Below are 19452 nucleotides of genomic sequence, written 5' to 3'. Positions count from 1 at the left end.
CGAACTATCGAATGAGATGACAATAGCATTACATTGTTGTAATAGAATGACTGGTGGAATGTAAGCGTCATTTTGTTATAAAAAAAATAGTACAGGTATGCAAAGAGAGAGTGTAACAGTTTTGAAAATATAGTATACTAAAAGTACAACACATGAAGAATTTAGGGAAAAGAAAGTATGGTGAAACCATTTGGCTACCAAGCATAACCAAATTTTAGAACATATTAATAGCCTGCCAGTAGGCCATAAAATTTCTGTAAGACAAATTGCGAAAGATTTGAGTGTAAGTGAAGGGACCGCTTACCGTGCAATTAAAGATGCAGAAAATAAAGGATATGTTAGTACAATTGAACGTGTCGGAACAATTCGAATTGAACAAAAGAAGAAAGAGAATATCGAAAAACTGACATATGCAGAAGTCGTTAACATTGTCGACGGTCAAGTACTTGGAGGCAGAGAAGGACTACATAAAACATTAAATAAATTCGTAATCGGAGCTATGAAATTAGAAGCGATGATGCGCTATACAGAAGCTGGGAATTTACTCATTATTGGTAACCGTACCAATGCACATGAATTAGCGCTAGAAACTGGAGCCGCTGTATTAATTACGGGCGGATTTGATACGGAAGATCATGTGAAGAAATTAGCAGACGAATTAAAGCTGCCGATCATTTCAAGTAGCTACGATACATTTACGGTCGCAACGTTAATTAATCGTGCAATTTATGACCAACTTATTAAGAAAGAAATTGTACTCGTTGAAGATATTTTAACGCCAATTGAAGAAACGTTATATTTAAAGCCGAGTGATACAGTACAGCAATGGCATGCATATAACGAAGAGACAATGCACGGAAGATATCCAATTGTCGATGAAAGTAACAAAGTACTAGGAATCGTAACTTCAAAAGATATGATCGGAGTAGCGAAAGAAACACCAATTGATAAAGTAATGACAAAACACCCAATTACAGTGAACGGTAAAATGTCTGTCGCAGCTGCGGCACGTATGATGGTGTGGGAAGGAATTGAATTACTTCCTGTCGTTGAGGAAGGAAACAAACTGCAAGGTATTATTAGCCGTCAAGATGTACTTCAGGCACTGCAAATGATTCAACGTCAGCCACAAGTTGGAGAAACCATTGATGATATTGTAACGAATCAATTTATGACACCAAAAGAAGCGAAGAATGAGCATCTATATCAATTTTCGGTGACGCCGCAAATGACGAACTCAATCGGGACGTTATCGTACGGTGTATTTGCAACAATTGTGACAGAAGCGACAAATCGCGTCATTCGTGCGCAAAAGAAAAGTGATTTAATTGTTGAAAACTTAACGATTTATTTCGTAAAGCCGGTTCAAATTGATAATGTTGTATCTGTTCATCCGAAAGTATTAGAAATTGGACGTAAATTTGGTAAGGTCGATGTAGAGGTGCATCATGAAGGTAATGTTGTTGGAAAAGCATTACTTATGGTTCAGTTAATCGATAAATAAAAAGATGGAACAAATCGTTTTGATTTGTTCCATCTTTTTTTGTTGTTTTAAATTTGAAAGGCATGATTTTAGATGGGAGTTTTAGTGAAATATGTATGGGATGGAGTGGAAAAGTAATGTGAGAAAAGACGGAATAATAATTCAATTCAGTTGTATATTGTGTTATGATTATATTGTAAGAAAATGGAATCGCGAGAGGTGGTATGCATTATGTCGTCAGCCGTACTCTTTTTTTGTAGTATCGCACTATTTTACTTTCTTGTAATGATACCGATTCAATATTTATATTTACAAGGTTTACATGAAAAAAAGGAAAAGACAGGATTATCTCAGCGAGAGCTATATGAAAAAATGTCTTTTGGAGAAGAACAATTACATTTTCACGTACAAGGGAACCCATTTAATATACCATCTGCGTTTGTTGCGTATATGATTTTGAAAGTTAAGGGACGTAAAAAAGCATCACAATATTGATGCTTTTTTACGTTGCTTCATAGACTTCAGCTTCTTTAACTGCTAATGGCAAGAAATGTTTGTATTGGCGAAACCCGTTAAATACACTTGCACTACCAAATAGAACGAATAAAACACCAACGATAATACGAGCGGTTGAAAGTTCTAAAAAGAATTGGTTTATCCCGAAAAATAAAACGAATGAACCGAGTGCCATTGCGGATTTTCCTGAGAGCCAACCTTTCTCCATTGGGCGGTTTGTACGAAAGTACTTTGTTTTGTAAAAGAGGTACAACATAAATGAGACGATAATACAGAAGACTAATACTGGCATAATGAACACTCCCATCGCTTTGTGAAAAATAATAGAAAAGAAAAAGAAATATCTAAACTTTCTAACTTTTATTATAAAGCAATTGTTCGCATGTATGAAATACTTTCCGTTATAATGGAGGATAAAGTGAAGAAGTTGATTAAAAAGGAGATTATACATATGCATGAGCAAATTTTAGGAGCAATTAAAGAGTTTGATACAATTATTATTCATCGCCACGTGCGTCCGGATCCAGATGCGTTAGGTTCACAGGGGGGTCTTGGTACAATTCTACAAGAATCGTTTCCAGAGAAAAATATTTATACGGTTGGGTATAATGAGCCGTCACTAGCATACTTACGAGTAATGGATGATATTGAAGATAGTGTATACGAAAATGCGCTTGTTATTGTTTGTGATACTGCGAATCAAGAACGTGTTGACGATCAACGCTATACAAAAGGGAAGATGTTAATTAAAATTGATCATCATCCAAATGAAGATCCGTATGGAGATATTACGTGGGTAGATACGACAGCGAGTTCTACAAGTGAAATGATTTATGAGTTTTATAACTATGGAAAAGATAAAGGATTAAAAATAACAAAAGAAGCAGCCCGCCTTATTTTAGCAGGAATTGTTGGAGATACAGGTCGTTTCTTATTCCCGAATACGACAGCAAAAACACTTCGTTACGTAAGTGAGCTTGTTGACATGGGTGTGAAATTCACAGATTTATACAATGAGATGTATAAGACAAAAGAAAAAATTGCTCGTTTAAACGGTTATATTTTACAAAACTTTACGATGGTAGAAGAAGGAGCAGCTTACATTAAATTAACGAAAGAAGTATTAGAAGAGTTTGATGTACTTCCTTCTGAAGCATCTGGTGTTGTTGGAGCGCTTGGCAATATTGATGGATTAAAGGCGTGGGTTCTATTTTTAGAGGAAGACGACGTAATTCGTGTTCGTCTTCGTTCAAAAGGACCAGTTATAAACAAATTAGCAATGCAATATAACGGCGGGGGGCATCCGATGGCTTCTGGTGCGAAGGCATCTTCTTGGGAAGAAGCGGATCGTCTTTTTGCTGATTTACGTGAGATTTGTAAATAAGAGACTATATGTTAGAACGAAAAGAAGGAGCGGCGCTAAAGCCCTCCTTCTTTATTTTTCTTTCTCTATAGTAATGCTAATTTCAAGCACTGTATCAAAAGATATTGTATCGACTTTAAAACGGTATAGCCGATCGTAATGTTTGTACGTTTTATTTTCGATTACCTTTTTAAGTAGGTCTTTATTTTTTGCGATACTTTGAATGTTTTTCGTTAAAAGATGTTGGAGGTCATTATGGATAGATGTAGTCATATTTTCGAGTGTGAGATTGTCTAAATCGTATTTTTCTCGATTGATAAGTTTTATTTTAATCTCTTGAATGGTTAAGAGCCGTTTATTTTCAGTGTTCAATTTTTCTTGATCTTCGAGAAGGACGTGGAGCTTTGCTTCTTGTTTTTCTATAATTTCTCTTTGTTCTGCTATTTTACTAGCTTGTTCTTCTTGAAAAACACCGTATATGTACAAAAAAATAAACCAGCTCAACACGCCTCCAACAGCAGCCCCAGCTAATACTAAGTACCATCTTTTTGCTGTATTGGCACTTGGTACTCTCATACATGTTCCTGCGTTAGCCATTTAATAATAATGAGACCTGTTTGCATACCACCAGTTGCGAAAAAAATAAGGAGAATTTGCTTTACGATATCTTTCATATCTCCGCCAAAGAAACTTCTTTCAAAGCTATAAAAGGTATCGAATGTTCCGCCGATTGCTGCAACGAGTGCCCAAATTCTTAAGTTTTGGGCGAATTGATTAATGTAAGTTAGAGCTGGTTTTCCGATAAGAAACGCACCAAATCCACCAATTAATGAACCGCCAAGTATAACCCCAAAGGCAATAAAATAACTAATAATAAGCAGAGAGAAAAAAGTATGTTCTCTTACATCCATCGTCATTCCCCTTTCTTCTTCATATATATGGACAAAGTATAAGAAGTATGTTTTGATTTCCGCTTTCCTCATCACCTATAATAAAAGTAGTCAAATAGGTAAAGAGAGGGTACAACAGTGAAGTTTGTGCATTTACAATGTCAAACCGTTTTTAGTTTATTAAAAAGTGCTTGTAAAATTGATGAGCTTGTAGTCAGGGCGAAAGAACTCGGTTTTTCATCGCTGGCTATTACGGATGAAAATGTTATGTATGGCGTTATTCCGTTTTATAAAGCATGTAAGAAACATGGTATACAGCCCGTTATTGGATTAACCGCTTCTATTTTTAGTGAAGAAGAAGAAAGGTCTTATCCGCTTGTATTACTTGCTGAGAATGAAATAGGCTACCAAAATTTATTAAAGATTTCTAGCAGTATTATGACAAAGTCCAAAGAAGGTATTCCTAAGAAGTGGCTTGCGCATTATGCGAAAGGATTAATTGCAATTTCACCAGGTAAAGATGGCGAAATTGAGCAATTATTACTAGAAGACAATGAGAGTCAGGCTGAAGAAGTAGCTCGCACGTATCAAAATATGTTTGGCCATTTTTATATGAGTTTGCAGCATCATGCGATTCAAGATGAGTTGCTTTTACAAGAGAAACTACCTGAATTTATTAGTAGGGTTAATATTCCAGTCGTTGCAACAAACGATGTGCGCTATATCAATCAAAGTGACGCGCTTGTTCACGAATGTTTACTATCTGTTGAAAGTGGAACGAAAATGACTGATCCAGATAGGCCGAGGCTGAAAACAGATCAGTATTATTTAAAGTCATCGGATGAAATGGAAGCACTATTTTCCCATGCGCCGGAAGCAATCCAAAATACAATAAAAATTGCAGAGCGTTGCCAAGTAGAAATACCGTTCCATGTAAATCAACTTCCGAAGTTTCCTGTTCCGTCTAATGAAACGAGTGATATATACTTGCGTCGTGTTTGTGAAGAAGGTTTGCGGAAACGATATGGTGAACCGAAAGAAGTGCATATAAAGCGTTTGGATCATGAATTAAATGTTATTTCTCGTATGGGATTTAGTGATTATTTCCTCATCGTATGGGATTTTATGAAGTATGCACATGAAAATCATATTCTAACAGGACCAGGTCGTGGATCGGCAGCTGGTTCACTCGTTTCATACGTATTAGAAATTACAGATATTGATCCAATTGAATACGATCTATTATTTGAAAGGTTTTTAAATCCTGAACGTGTGACGCTTCCCGATATTGATATTGATTTTCCAGACGTAAGACGTGATGAGATGATTCGCTATGTGAAAGATAAATACGGTCAGCTCCGTGTTGCGCAAATTGTAACGTTTGGTACGCTTGCAGCAAAAGCGGCAATTAGAGACATTGCCCGCGTAATGGGGCTTCCGCCGCGAGATATTGATATATTTTCAAAACTTATTCCATCAAAGCTTGGTATAACGTTAAAAGATGCATATGAAGAATCACAATCACTTCGTGAGTTTATACAAGGGAATCTTCTGCATGAGCGTGTATTTGAAATCGCAAAACGTGTAGAAGGTTTACCACGTCATACGTCTATTCATGCGGCTGGTGTTATTATGAGTCAAGAACCGCTAACAGGAAGTGTAGCAATTCAAGAAGGACATAACGATGTTTATGTTACGCAATATCCAGCCGATGCGCTAGAAGAACTTGGTTTGCTTAAGATGGACTTTTTAGGATTACGTAATTTAACGTTACTTGAAAATATTATAAAATTTATCGCGAACAAAACAGGGAAAGAAATCGATATAAGAAACTTACCTCTTCAAGATGAAAAGACGTTCCAATTATTAGGGAGAGGGGATACAACAGGTGTATTCCAGCTTGAGTCGGGTGGTATGCGAAATGTACTTCGCGGGTTAAAACCGAATGAGTTTGAAGATATCGTAGCTGTTAACTCGTTATACAGACCAGGACCGATGGAACAGATACCGACTTTTATTGAATCGAAACATGGAAAAAGAAAAATTGAATATTTACATCCGGATTTAAAGCCAATTTTAGAAAGAACATACGGCGTCATTGTATACCAAGAACAAATTATGCAAATTGCATCGAAGTTAGCTGGTTTTTCGCTCGGAGAAGCAGATTTACTGCGCCGTGCGGTGAGTAAAAAAAATCGTGATATTTTAGATCAGGAACGTAAGCATTTCGTCCAAGGATGTTTGCGAAATGGTTATGATGAGACATCCGCAGAGAAAATTTATGATTTAATTGTAAGATTTGCGAATTACGGTTTTAACCGAAGTCACGCTGTAGCTTACAGTATGATCGGATATCAGCTTGCCTATTTGAAAGCGAATTATACGCTGGAATTTATGACGGCATTATTATCAAGCGCAATTGGAAATGAAGATAAGATTGTACAGTATATACGAGAAACGAAGCGGAAAGGTTTTCACGTTTTGCCACCGTCTCTTCAGAGGAGTGGCTACAACTTCCAAATAGAAGGGAATGCGATACGTTACAGTTTACTTTCGATCCGAAATATTGGAATGGCTACAGTGACGGCATTATTAGAAGAACGAGAGGAAAAAATGTTCGAAGATTTATTTGAATTTTGTCTTCGTATGCCGTCAAAGTTCGTAACGGAGCGTAATTTAGAAGCTTTCGTCTGGTCGGGATGTTTTGACGATTTTGGTGTTTCGAGAACGAATTTATGGAAAAGTATTAAAGGGGCGTTAGAGTACGCGAATCTCGCACGTGATTTAGGAGATGCTGTTCCAAAATCAAAATATGTACAAGGAGAAGAGTTATCTTTTATTGAACAACTAAATAAAGAGAAGGAAGCGCTTGGCTTTTATTTATCAAGTTATCCGACAGCGCAATATGTGAAGTTAGCAAAAGAATTAGAAATTCCATCTCTCGCTCAGGCGATGCGACACAAGAAAAAAGTACAAAGAGCTATTGTGTATATAACAAGTGTGAGAGTGATTCGTACGAAAAAGTTTCAAAAGATGGCATTTATTACATTCTGTGATCAAAATGATGAAATGGAAGCGGTCCTCTTCCCGGAAACGTATATACATTTCTCGGATAAGTTGCAAGAAGGAGCAATTGTTTTAGTTGACGGTACGATTGAGCTAAGAAATCATAAGCTGCAATGGATTGTAAATGGACTATATCCGCTAGAGGAAATGGATGTTTATGAAGAAAAGAAAGACGCATCTGTTTACGTGAAATTGCCGTCTCAGTATGAGAAAAAGCTTTTAAATCAGGTTACGAAAATATTGTTCGACTATTCAGGTTTTGCGAAAGTACTAATTTATTATGAAAAGGAACATAAAATGGTACAATTATCTCGGAGTTTATCGATTCATCCAAGTGAAGAATGTTTAGGAGCACTTCGTGAAATTGTCGGGGAAGAAAATGTAGTTGTGAAAATATAATGGACAATTTCCCTACACTTCGATTATTATAGTAGTAGTGTTCGTGGTCAGACCACTTGGAGAAATTGATATCAGCAAGAATAATTTGAGGAGAGTGGATAGTTTGTCAACACTTCGTGAAGAAGCACTTCACATGCATAAAGTGCATCAAGGAAAATTAGAAACTGTATCAAAAGTAAAAGTAGAAAATGCAAAAGATTTAAGTCTTGCATATTCTCCAGGGGTTGCAGAACCTTGTAAAGAAATTTATGACGATAAAAGTAAGGTATATGAATATACGATGAAGGGAAATATGGTAGCAGTTGTGACAGATGGAACAGCTGTACTTGGTCTTGGTAACATTGGACCTGAAGCATCTCTTCCAGTAATGGAAGGTAAAGCTGTATTATTCAAGAGCTTTGCTGGTGTAGATGCATTCCCAATTGCCTTAAATACAAACGATGTAGATAAAATTGTTGAAACTGTAAAATTAATGGAGCCAACTTTTGGCGGCGTTAACTTAGAAGATATCGCAGCACCAAACTGCTTCATTATTGAAGAGCGTTTGAAAAAAGAAACAAATATTCCTATCTTCCATGATGATCAACACGGAACAGCTATTGTAACAGTAGCAGGTCTTGTAAATGCACTGAAATTAGTTGGAAAGAAAATGTCTGACATTAAAGTTGTCGCAAATGGCGCAGGTGCAGCAGGTATTGCAATTATTAAACTTTTATATCGCTATGGTGTACGCGACATTATTATGTGTGACCGTAAAGGCGCAATCTATGATGGTCGTCCTACAGGTATGAATCCGGTGAAGGATGAAGTTGCAAAATATACAAATAAGAATCGTATAGAAGGTTCTTTAGCTGATGTTGTACAAGGTGCGGACGTATTCATTGGTGTATCTGCAGAAGGTGCATTAACAGAAGAGATGGTTCGTACAATGAATGACGATGCGATTATTTTTGCAATGGCGAATCCAGTTCCAGAAATTATGCCAGAATTGGCAAAAGCAGCGGGCGCAGCTGTTGTTGGAACAGGTCGTTCTGACTTCCCGAACCAAGTAAATAATGTACTGGCGTTCCCTGGTATTTTCCGCGGTGCACTTGACGTACATGCGACACAAATTAACGAAGAAATGAAGATGGCAGCTGTACAGGCTATTGCTGAGCTTGTAGCAGAAGGTGAGTTAAATGCAGACTATATCATTCCGGCACCATTTGACGCGCGTGTAGCGCCTCAAGTAGCGGCTTACGTTGCAAAAGCAGCAATGGAGACAGGAGTAGCTCGCCGTCAAGTAGATCCAAATGAGATCGCTGAAAAAACAAAACAATTAGCGCTGATTGGTAAAGAATAAGCGAGGAATTTCCATTGACATCATCAAATACAAAAGTATATCTCGAAATTGTAAAAAAAATCCGTTCCATTATGGAAGAGGATGGTTTGGTGGCGGGGGATCGTTTGCCGTCTGAGCGTGAGTTAAGTTCACGCTTAAACGTAGGACGTTCCTCTGTAAGAGAAGCATTGCGTGCTTTAGAACTGGTAGGATTGATTGAAACGAGACGTGGTGAAGGGACGTTTATTCGAAACTTTTATGATAACGGTCTTGTACAATTAATTGCCCCGTTCTTATTGCAAGATGAGAAAACAATTCGTGATTTATTACAAACGAAACGATTACTTGAGAAAGATATGATTCGAATTGTATGTAATTTACCGAAAGAAACGTTTTCTAAAGTACTAAGTAGATTACACCAAGTACTTGAAGGAAATGAAAGCTCAGTCCCAACGCTTCATCAAACGTTCTTTAAAACACTTATTGAACAAGTCGATAATTATTTACTATATCGCATTTGGATGATCGTAAATGATTACGTAGCAACTCTTTCTTGTAAAGTTTCAAGAGATTCTATCGATATGTATAGAAAGCTTTATGCTACTTTGGAAGAAAAACAAGAAAATGATGCACTAAAAATTTACGATGAATTAGTAGAGAATATACAGTTTCATTCGTAATGTATAAAATTTGTCGAAATGACCATGACACGTTATGACAAACATTCTACCGCTTAGCGGTTAAAGTTAAACGTAAAGAGTGAGGTTATTAGACAGATTGAGAAGATAAGGCTAACATCAAACTTTGGTGTTAGCCCCATTTTCTTCTTACGCTAACCTTAGCTCTCAACGAAGGGGGTCAAATTGTGCTAAGAGATTTATTCGTGAAAAAGAAAAAGTACGCTGCAATACCTTCAGAACAAGTACGAAAAGATGTACCAGATGGCGTTATGACAAAATGTCCGGAATGTAAAAAAATCATGTATACGAAAGAACTTCTAAAAAATTTAAAAGTATGTGTGAATTGTGGATATCATCATCCTATGAATGCATGGGAACGTCTTGATAGTATATTGGACGAAGGGTCATTCCGTGAGTATGACAAAGAAATGGTTTCATTAAATCCACTCGAGTTTCCAGGTTATGAAGAGAAACTAGAGAGCGATCGTAAGAAGACTGAATTGAACGAAGCGGTTGTAACTGGTGAAGGAACAATTGATGACATGCTTGTTGTTGTTGCAGTAATGGATTCTCGTTTTCGAATGGGGAGCATGGGCTCTGTAGTAGGAGAAAAAATCGCCCGTGCGGTTGAAAAGGCGTACGACTTACAAGTTCCATTTATTATCTTTACTGCTTCGGGTGGTGCCCGTATGCAAGAAGGTATATTAAGTTTAATGCAAATGGCAAAAACAAGCGTAGCTTTGAAAAAGCATAGTAATGCAGGAGGATTATTTATTTCTGTTATGACTCACCCAACGACGGGCGGGGTTTCAGCGAGTTTCGCTTCACTTGGTGATTATAATCTTGCAGAACCAGGTGCACTTATCGGATTTGCTGGTAGACGTGTAATTGAACAAACGGTGCGTGAGAAACTACCAGAAGATTTCCAAACGGCAGAATTCTTACTAGATCATGGTCAATTAGATGCGGTGGTGCATCGTGATGATATGAGAGAATCACTTCGCAAGATTTTAGAAGTTCATCAAGGAGGGGAAATGGCTGTATGGCAGAGCTAGAATTTGAAAAACCAGTTGTTGAGCTAAGAAATAAGATTCGTGAACTGAAAGACTATACGAAAAACAGCCAGATGGACTTCAGTGAGGAGATTCGTATTTTGGAAGAAAAGCTAGAAAATTTAGAGGAAGATATATACGGCAATCTGAAAGTATGGGACCGTGTTCAAATTGCTCGTCATGCTGAACGACCGACAACGCTCGATTATATTGAGCACTTATTTACTGATTTTTTCGAATGTCATGGAGATCGTCTATTTGGCGATGATGCAGCGATTGTCGGCGGCATTGCGAAATATAAAGGGATGCCTGTAACTGTAATTGGGCATCAGCGCGGAAAAGATACGAAAGAAAATATTCGCCGTAACTTTGGAATGCCTCATCCAGAAGGATATCGAAAAGCATTACGTTTAATGAAGCAGGCGGAAAAGTTCAATCGTCCTATTATTTGTTTTATTGATACGAAAGGAGCTTATCCTGGTAAAGCTGCTGAAGAACGTGGTCAAAGTGAAGCTATCGCCCGCAATTTATTTGAAATGGCAGGTTTAACGGTACCTGTTATTTGTATCGTTATCGGCGAAGGTGGTAGTGGTGGTGCGCTAGGCCTTGGAGTTGGAGATTACATTCATATGCTAGAAAATTCCACTTATTCTGTTATTACACCAGAGGGTGCAGCGGCAATTCTTTGGAAAGATTCAGGGAAAGCAAAGGAAGCTGCAGAGGCAATGAAAATTACAGCAGCAGATTTGAAAGAATTAGGTGTAATTGACGAAATTATTCCAGAAGCAAGAGGCGGAGCTCACCGTAATATTTTGAAACAGTCAGAAAATATAGACTTAATGATTCGAAAAACTTTTGAACAATTAAACGGAATTTCGAAAGATGAATTAATCGAAAAACGTTATGAAAAATATATGAAAATTGGGCAAGTTTCGTTTTCAAACGCTTCCATTTGGATAAAATAAGAAAAGCGTGCGTTCCACTTCGCGAATGCACGTTTTTATTATGAAAAGACACATCTTCTCCATTGTATTTTTATATTTTTTCGTGTTATTTTATTATAAGGCAAATAATCTTTATGAGGTGAGTACAAATGAAACGTATTGGTGTATTAACAAGTGGTGGAGATTCACCTGGTATGAATGCTGCCATTCGTGCAGTTGTTCGTAAAGCGATTTTCCATGATATTGAAGTATATGGTATTTACCATGGATACGCTGGATTAATTTCTGGTCACATTGAAAAATTAGAACTTGGTTCTGTTGGCGATATTATCCACCGCGGTGGTACAAAATTATATACAGCAAGATGTCCTGAGTTTAAAGATCCAGAAGTACGACTAAAAGGTATCGAGCAATTAAAGAAACACGGTATCGAAGGACTTGTTGTTATTGGTGGAGATGGTTCTTACCAAGGCGCTAAAAAATTAACTGAACAAGGATTCCCATGTGTTGGTGTACCAGGTACAATCGACAATGATATCCCTGGAACAGACTTCACAATTGGTTTCGATACAGCTTTAAACACTGTTATTGATGCAATTGATAAAATTCGTGACACAGCTACATCTCATGAACGTACATATGTTATCGAAGTAATGGGACGTCACGCTGGTGATATTGCATTATGGGCTGGTTTAGCTGATGGTGCGGAAACAATCTTAATTCCAGAAGAAGAGTATGACATGGATGATGTTATCGCTCGTCTGAAGCGTGGTAGTGAACGTGGTAAAAAACACAGTATTATCGTTGTAGCTGAAGGTGTTGGAAGTGCAATTGACATCGGTAAGCACATTGAAGAAGCAACAAACTTTGATACTCGTGTAACTGTATTAGGTCACGTACAACGTGGTGGATCACCAAGTGCACAAGACCGTGTATTAGCAAGTCGTCTTGGCGCAAGAGCAGTTGAATTGTTAATTGCTGGTAAAGGCGGACGTTGTGTAGGTATTCAAGATAACAAACTTGTTGATCATGACATTATCGAAGCGTTAGCTCAAAAGCATACAATCGATAAAGATATGTATCAATTATCTAAAGAATTATCCATCTAATCGGCGTAATGTCAGATATTTGGGAACGGTTTCATAATTTTCGGAGGTGCAATATGCGTAAAACTAAAATTGTATGTACTATAGGTCCTGCTAGTGAAAGTATTGAAAAATTAGAGCAATTAATCGAAGCAGGTATGAACGTTGCTCGTTTAAACTTCTCTCATGGTAGCCATGAAGAGCACGGAGCTCGTATTAAAAACATTCGTGAAGCTTCAAAGAAAACTGGTAAAACAGTTGGTATCTTACTTGATACAAAAGGTCCAGAAATCCGTACTCACGACTTCGTAGACGGACAAGCTGAGCTTGTAACAGGTGCAGAAGTAGTTCTTTCTACTGAGCAAGTATTAGGTACTGCAGAGAAGTTCTCTGTATCTTATGCTGGTCTTTATGACGATGTAGACCCAGGTTCTCGTATTCTAATCGATGACGGTCTTATCGAACTAGAAGTAATCGAAAAAGCTGATGGAAACATCCGTACAAAAGTTCTTAACAGCGGAACTGTAAAAAATAAAAAAGGTGTTAACGTACCAAACGTAAGCATTAAGCTTCCTGGTATCACTGAAAAAGACGTAAAAGATATCATCTTCGGTATCGAGCAAAAAGTTGATTTCATTGCAGCTTCATTCGTACGTAAAGCGTCTGACGTATTAGAAATCCGTGAATTATTAGAAGAGCATAACGCTCAATATATCCAAATCGTACCAAAAATCGAAAACCAAGAAGGTATCGACAACATCGATTCAATCTTAGAAGTTTCTGACGGTTTAATGGTAGCTCGTGGTGACATGGGTGTAGAAATTCCACCAGAAGAAGTACCGTTAGTACAAAAACGTCTAATTAAAAAATGTAACGTGTTAGGTAAACCAGTTATTACTGCAACACAAATGTTAGATTCTATGCAACGTAACCCACGTCCAACTCGTGCGGAAGCAAGTGACGTAGCTAATGCAATCTTCGATGGTACAGATGCAATCATGCTTTCAGGTGAAACAGCTGCTGGACAATACCCAGTAGAAGCAGTAACAATGATGGCTAACATTGCGGTACGTGTTGAAAAATCATTACAATATGAAGATATGTTCAAAAAACGTATTAAAGAGTTCACTCCAACAATTACAGATGCAATTAGCCAATCTGTTGCACATACAGCACTTGCTCTTGATGTAGCTGCAATCGTAGCTCCAACAGAAAGTGGATATACTGCGAAAATGATCTCTAAATACCGTCCAAAATCTCCAATCGTAGCTGTAACATCTGACGAGCAAGTAGGACGTCGTCTTGCACTTGTTTGGGGTGTACAAGCATTTATGGCTGAGAAGCGCGCAGCTTCAACTGACGAAATGTTAGATACAGCAATTCAAACAGGTATGGATGCAGGCCTAATCGGACTTGGAGATACTGTAGTGATTACTGCTGGTGTTCCAGTTGCTGAAACTGGTACAACAAACTTAATGAAAATCCACGTTGTTGGTGAAGAAATTGCTAAAGGACAAGGAATCGGTCGTAAAGCTGCAAAAGGTAAAGTAGTTGTAGCAAAAACAGCTGCTGAAGCTGTAGCGAACGTAAACGAAGGTGATATCCTTGTTACAACAAGCACTGATAAAGATATGATTCCTGCAATCGAAAAAGCTGCAGCTTTAGTTGTAGAAGAAGGTGGCTTAACAAGCCATGCAGCTGTTGTAGGTGTATCAATCGGTATTCCTGTTATCGTTGGTGTAAACGGCGTAACAGCAACTTTAAAAAATGGCCAAGAAGTAACAGTTGATGCAGCACGCGGAATTGTTTATAATGGACATGCGGAAGTGCTATAAGTAATACGGAGAGAAGGATCGGAGTCCTTCTCTTTTTTTTTACACAAAAACGAGATAAAATTAGCTTAAAGCGCCTAGAATTGCTTTTAAAAGCTGTTTGTTATGGGTTTTAATATGAAAGGGTATCTATATTTCATATGATGTATATAGGCATTGTGAGGGCGTTAAAAGTGAGATGTGAGAGAGGTGTAGAACTATGAAGTGGTTACTATTCTTGTTTATTTTAATACCGGCGATTGAGATTACGGTCTTAATTGGATCAAGTCATGTAATAGGTTTATGGTCTACGTTCGCTATGATTGTATTTACAGGTGTTGTAGGTGTGTATTTGGCGAAAAGACAAGGGTTTAAAGTGCTTGGAGAGATTCAATCTAAGTTGAATAGAGGGGAAATGCCAGGTGAGGCGGTACTAGATGGTATTTTTGTATTTGTAGGAGGTATTCTCTTAGTGCTTCCTGGGTATGTGACAGATATGCTAGGGTTTATCTGCGTGATCCCTATTACGAGAGCTTTATTGAAGCCGCTTGTTATGAAGTGGATGGAATGGAAATTTAGAAAGAATTCTACTATTATTATTCAGAAATAGCACTTAGATTGTAGAAATCTAAGTGCTATTTTTTTGTCTTGTAAAAGGAGAGGAACTTGCTGATTGAAGCTTTGTTTTACCGCGCTATTTGTGGGGTGGAATTTCTATCTCAAAGCTGGGCTGCTCGTAAGTGTCTGATGTGGGGCGAATGATGAGTGGGGATGAACAAAACGTTCGCTTATTATATTTGCTATATAATTTTCGTTTGAACTCTTGTGTGTACTTCGATTAAACTTGTGATTTTTTAGTGCTATTAATTTAGATGAATAAGATGGAGGGAAACACTGCTAAATTAAAGTTTTGTTTTCTTATATAGAGGAACGATTGGTGTAAAAAATTCATATAAAAAGGCGGAGATTGTTAGTTGAAGTCTTATTTTATGCTATTTTGTATATTTATTCATTTACATAAAAAGTAATAAATGTAAATGATAATTATAAAATAAATAGAATAAATATGTAAAAACACCACGGAATATGCGTTTTTCATGCAAAAAAACAAGAGAATTATCTTTTTTGAGTGCAATTCTCTTGTTTTATGTAATAAGTATGAAAAATAAGTACAAGGAATAATCAGTGGGAATTTCCCACTGATTACATGTAAGTTTTTTGTTGTGTATGAATTAGAAACTATTATTTTGAAGGTGAACCTTTAATATATTTCCACAAGTCATGGAAGACATTAGCTTTGTGTAATGTATTAAGTAGTACTAAGGTGACTGGGCCGATGATTAATCCTAAAAAGCCAAAAAGTTTAAAGCCGACAAATAGAGCGACGAGTGTTGCTAATGGATCGAGACCGATGTTAGATGAAAGTACTTTCGGCTCCATAATTTGTCTTTGGACAATCACGACGATGTATAAAATGAGAAGACCAATGGCGAATGCGGTATCGCCAGTGAAAAATACGTATATAACCCATGGAACAAAGACTGCGCCTGTTCCTAAATATGGTAGTAAATCTACAACCCCTGTAATAATCGCGATAGTAATGGCGTATGGTACGCGTAATATTAAAAGCCCGATTAGTACAATGACAGTTGTCATAGATACGAGTGTAAGTTGTGCTTTCACAAAACCAAACAAAGCTTTTCTTAAGTCGACAAAAATAGTTTTTCCATAGCCATGTACACGATTCGGTAGCAATTTTCTTGCTTTCTGAGCAAGACGGTGCCAATCGTAACTAATGAAGAAAGTGGCTAATAAAATGAATACAAGGACAGTTAAAGTTGTTGGCAGTGCACTAATGAAATTCGTTAACCCGCTTATAATGGCGGTTAAAAGTTCTTTCATTTGTGTTGTCGCTTCTGTTCCTAAGTTTTGAATGTTTTGTGTAATTGTATAGCGCTGTGGTTCTCCAAGATGATTAAATTTAGAGATTAAATCATCGTAGAGAGGCATAATATGATTAAGTGCAAATTGCTGAGCGAATGTAACGATATCTGGAAACTTTACTGTAACAAGTTGTAGTAAGTATGTTGTGGCAGATATTGCTTCAGTCACAAGATATGTAACAAGTCCAACGATAGCTCCAAATACGAGAATTAAGCTAACGAGTACTGCTAGTGCGCGAGGAAATTGTAGTTTTTGATTAAGGAAATTGACGACAGGATTAATCAAATAAGCAAATGCAAAAGCGATAATAAAAGGATAGATAAGCCCTGACATGTATAGTAATACATAGAACCCAGCTACCGTTGCTACAATGACAAATATGAGTCGCAATATCATATATAGTAAGTTTCGGTTCAAAGATGTATACCTCCCATTCCAATTTGGATTATCCTAATTCGTTCAACTTATAACGAGTGTGCCCCACTGATTAAAGTTTCACTTTATGTTATAGTGGAATGATGGATTTTTCCTGCTTTTTCAGTATGTGAGTGACTGTGAAAGCTTGGTGTTGATGCTTCTACTATATGGTAAAAACTTCATTTTCTCTTCTTTTTATTTTACCTGTTTCTAATTAGAAAAGAAAGAAGAGACGTCTGTTTTTTAAAATGTATACACGCTTAAATTTTTATGGTGAAAGTCTCAATTTATCATTTTAAAATACATAAAAAATGAAGTGATTCATGTTGAATAGGCATCGATATATCATGTATAACGATAGGTTTAAAGGTATTTTTGTTTGGAAATGAGTTCATTATTTTCAGAAAGGAAGTGCAAACATGATTAGTCAGTCAACGTTATTTTTATTCATACTACTTATTATAGGACTTATTGCGAAAAACCAATCGCTTACTGTGGCTATTGGTGTGTTATTTTTATTGAAGTTTACGTTTTTAGGAGATAAGGTCTTTCCTTATTTACAAACGAAAGGAATTAACCTAGGTGTAACGGTCATTACAATAGCGGTGCTCGTACCGATTGCGACGGGGGAAATAGGTTTTAAACAACTTGGAGAAGCGGCAAAATCTTATTATGCGTGGATTGCTTTAGCTTCAGGTGTAGCGGTCGCTTTGTTAGCGAAAGGCGGCGTACAATTGTTGACAACGGATCCCCACATTACAACTGCGCTTGTTTTTGGGACAATTATAGCGGTTGCGCTATTTAATGGGGTTGCTGTTGGTCCGTTAATTGGGGCTGGAATTGCCTATGCGGTTATGAGTATTATACAAATGTTTAAATAAGGAATTTTATAGTAATATAAAATTTTTGAATTCTTTCTGTTCACAAAAGTCAGATAATTGTTTATAATAGGATTAGAAACTTTGAAAAGTTACATAACAGCAGAGACTTTACACCAGATAAAATAAAAACAACATAAAACAATTTTATAATGATATTGTTTTATGTTGTTTTTATCATAAAACTCTTCGGAATTAATTTTCCTCACTAACTTGTTGTTTTGAGCGTGAGGATTCGGGGAGACATTCACGCTCATGCTTTCCATGTAAACAATGGACAATAAGAGGGGAACATCGCAACAAATTTGCATGATCGTGCATTTTGCTTGCCTAAAGAGTGAACGGGCGTTCATAATTCAAAAGGGGAGCAAATAGATATAAGGAGCAAGGTTGGGAGAATTTTCAGGAAAAGGAGAGAATGTCATGACTGTTATTCGAGGTTTAGAAGGGGTAGTAGCAACAACATCATCTGTGAGCTCTATTATTGATGATACATTAACTTATGTTGGGTATAATATTGATGATTTAGCTGAGAATGCTACGTTTGAAGAAGTAGTGTACTTATTATGGCACCGCAAGCTTCCTAATGAAAAAGAACTAGCAGAATTTAATGAAATTGTATCAGAATACTATAAAGTTCCAGGTGAGATTTTAACATATTTGAAACAAGTAGATTTAAAAATTGCACATCCGATGTCTGTTTTACGAACTGCAATTTCCATGCTATCATTATACGATGAGAGCGCTGAAATTATGGACGAAAAGTCCAATTATTTGAAAGCGGTTAAATTACAGGCGCAAGTAGGAACTTTAGTTGCTGCTTACGCGAGAATCCGTAAAGGTTTAGATATTGTTGAGCCAAGAAAGGATTTATCATTAGCTGCAAACTTCTTGTACATGTTAAATGATCGCGAGCCAAATGAAGTTGAAATTGAAGCTTTTGATAAGGCGCTTGTACTTCATGCAGATCATGAGTTAAACGCTTCTACATTTACTGCACGTGTTTGCGTAGCTACACTTTCAGATGTATATTCTGGTATTACAGCAGCAATCGGTGCATTAAAAGGTCCTCTTCACGGTGGGGCAAATGAAAATGTAATGAAGATGTTAACTGAGATTGGTGAAGAAGAAAATGTAGAGTCATATATTCATAATGCTCTTCAAAATAAAGTGAAAATCATGGGCTTTGGCCACCGTGTGTATGAGCAGGGTGATCCACGTGCAAAACACTTACGTGAAATGTCTAAGAGATTATGCGTGCTTTTAGGAGAAGAGAAATGGTATAATATGTCTATCAAAATTGAAGACATTGTAACAAAAGAAAAAGGTCTTCCACCAAATGTTGATTTCTATTCAGCTTCTGTATACCATTGTTTAGGAATTGACCATGACTTATTTACACCTATTTTTGCAATTAGCCGTATGTCAGGCTGGTTAGCTCATATTCTAGAACAATATGAAAACAACCGTTTAATTCGTCCGCGTGCTGATTATAATGGACCAACGCATCAAGTGTATGTTCCAATTGCACAACGATAAGTGAATAACACTATTTTGATAGTGAAAATACGCTTTCAAAAGTCTGATTTTTTCGGAAAGATGT

General features: G+C 37.0%; 17 protein-coding genes. 13 read left to right on the top strand and 4 right to left on the bottom strand.

Annotated elements, in window-relative coordinates; translation table 11 throughout:
- Nucleotides 1-190 precede the first annotated feature (190 nt).
- Nucleotides 191-1504 carry a CBS domain-containing protein gene (locus ACTL4X_RS23275; RefSeq protein ID WP_000201572.1) on the top strand — a complete coding sequence of 438 codons (1314 nt, stop codon included), beginning with the start codon at nt 191-193 and terminating at the stop codon, nt 1502-1504.
- A 210-nt stretch (nt 1505-1714) separates the two neighbouring features.
- Nucleotides 1715-1978: a DUF3949 domain-containing protein gene (locus tag ACTL4X_RS23270; protein WP_137396698.1), complete on the top strand. Its 264-nt coding sequence runs from the start codon at nt 1715-1717 to the stop codon at nt 1976-1978.
- 7 nt (nt 1979-1985) lie between these two features.
- On the opposite strand, the gene ACTL4X_RS23265 is transcribed toward ACTL4X_RS23270, so the two are convergent.
- A complete protein-coding gene (locus ACTL4X_RS23265; protein WP_001144776.1) occupies nt 1986-2291 on the bottom strand; it encodes a YtpI family protein in 306 nt (101 codons plus the stop codon).
- Nucleotides 2292-2450: 159 nt separating this feature from the next.
- Between ACTL4X_RS23265 and ACTL4X_RS23260 the strand changes: the two genes are divergently transcribed.
- Entirely contained in the window at nt 2451-3383 is a 933-nt protein-coding gene (locus ACTL4X_RS23260; protein ID WP_000545136.1) for a DHH family phosphoesterase, read from the top strand.
- A 51-nt stretch (nt 3384-3434) separates the two neighbouring features.
- On the opposite strand, the gene ytrI is transcribed toward ACTL4X_RS23260, so the two are convergent.
- On the bottom strand, nt 3435-3938 hold the full coding sequence (ytrI, locus tag ACTL4X_RS23255; protein WP_001265736.1) for a sporulation membrane protein YtrI: 504 nt from the start codon (nt 3936-3938) through the stop codon (nt 3435-3437).
- Nucleotides 3935-4348: a YtrH family sporulation protein gene (locus tag ACTL4X_RS23250; protein ID WP_002005839.1), complete on the bottom strand. Its 414-nt coding sequence runs from the start codon at nt 4346-4348 to the stop codon at nt 3935-3937. Before ACTL4X_RS23250 ends, ytrI begins: the two co-directional genes overlap by 4 nt.
- Nucleotides 4349-4390: 42 nt before the next feature.
- Between ACTL4X_RS23250 and dnaE the strand changes: the two genes are divergently transcribed.
- The 8 genes from dnaE to ACTL4X_RS23210 all read left to right on the top strand — a co-directional run bounded on the left by dnaE (nt 4391) and on the right by ACTL4X_RS23210 (nt 15220).
- A complete protein-coding gene (dnaE, locus tag ACTL4X_RS23245; RefSeq protein WP_000673727.1) occupies nt 4391-7717 on the top strand; it encodes a DNA polymerase III subunit alpha in 3327 nt (1108 codons plus the stop codon).
- Nucleotides 7718-7850: 133 nt separating this feature from the next.
- Nucleotides 7851-9059: an NAD(P)-dependent malic enzyme gene (locus ACTL4X_RS23240; protein WP_441395072.1), complete on the top strand. Its 1209-nt coding sequence runs from the start codon at nt 7851-7853 to the stop codon at nt 9057-9059.
- 14 nt (nt 9060-9073) lie between these two features.
- Complete coding sequence (locus ACTL4X_RS23235) at nt 9074-9718, top strand: FadR/GntR family transcriptional regulator (RefSeq protein ID WP_000204448.1); 645 nt, start codon at nt 9074-9076, stop codon at nt 9716-9718.
- 185 nt (nt 9719-9903) lie between these two features.
- Nucleotides 9904-10773 carry an acetyl-CoA carboxylase, carboxyltransferase subunit beta gene (accD, locus tag ACTL4X_RS23230; protein ID WP_000942856.1) on the top strand — a complete coding sequence of 290 codons (870 nt, stop codon included), beginning with the start codon at nt 9904-9906 and terminating at the stop codon, nt 10771-10773.
- Nucleotides 10761-11735, top strand: coding sequence for an acetyl-CoA carboxylase carboxyl transferase subunit alpha (accA, locus tag ACTL4X_RS23225; protein WP_000818810.1), 975 nt, complete (start codon nt 10761-10763; stop codon nt 11733-11735). Before accD ends, accA begins: the two co-directional genes overlap by 13 nt.
- Before the next feature lie 128 nt (nt 11736-11863).
- Nucleotides 11864-12823, top strand: a complete 960-nt coding sequence (gene pfkA / locus ACTL4X_RS23220) for a 6-phosphofructokinase (protein ID WP_000821157.1) — start codon at nt 11864-11866, stop codon at nt 12821-12823.
- A gap of 53 nt (nt 12824-12876) precedes the next feature.
- Nucleotides 12877-14634 carry a pyruvate kinase gene (gene pyk / locus ACTL4X_RS23215; RefSeq protein WP_001232673.1) on the top strand — a complete coding sequence of 586 codons (1758 nt, stop codon included), beginning with the start codon at nt 12877-12879 and terminating at the stop codon, nt 14632-14634.
- 196 nt (nt 14635-14830) lie between these two features.
- A complete protein-coding gene (locus tag ACTL4X_RS23210) occupies nt 14831-15220 on the top strand; it encodes an FxsA family protein (RefSeq protein ID WP_000871628.1) in 390 nt (129 codons plus the stop codon).
- Between the two features lie 632 nt (nt 15221-15852).
- Here the strand turns inward: ACTL4X_RS23210 and ytvI are convergent.
- Nucleotides 15853-16971: a sporulation integral membrane protein YtvI gene (gene ytvI / locus ACTL4X_RS23205; protein WP_001081388.1), complete on the bottom strand. Its 1119-nt coding sequence runs from the start codon at nt 16969-16971 to the stop codon at nt 15853-15855.
- 419 nt (nt 16972-17390) lie between these two features.
- Here ytvI and ACTL4X_RS23200 point away from each other — a divergent pair, with 419 nt between their 5' ends.
- Together ACTL4X_RS23200 and citZ are read left to right on the top strand one after the other, a co-directional pair.
- Nucleotides 17391-17852, top strand: a complete 462-nt coding sequence (locus ACTL4X_RS23200) for a DUF441 domain-containing protein (protein ID WP_000625507.1) — start codon at nt 17391-17393, stop codon at nt 17850-17852.
- Between the two features lie 387 nt (nt 17853-18239).
- Nucleotides 18240-19388: a citrate synthase gene (gene citZ, locus ACTL4X_RS23195; RefSeq protein ID WP_000503652.1), complete on the top strand. Its 1149-nt coding sequence runs from the start codon at nt 18240-18242 to the stop codon at nt 19386-19388.
- Nucleotides 19389-19452: the final 64 nt, after the last annotated feature.

This window comes from Bacillus sp. RE35, assembly GCF_052146655.1.
GTDB classification, from domain to species: domain Bacteria; phylum Bacillota; class Bacilli; order Bacillales; family Bacillaceae_G; genus Bacillus_A; species Bacillus_A cereus.
Note: the sequence above shows the minus strand (reverse complement) of the source record. Positions and strands in the feature narration are given on the sequence as shown.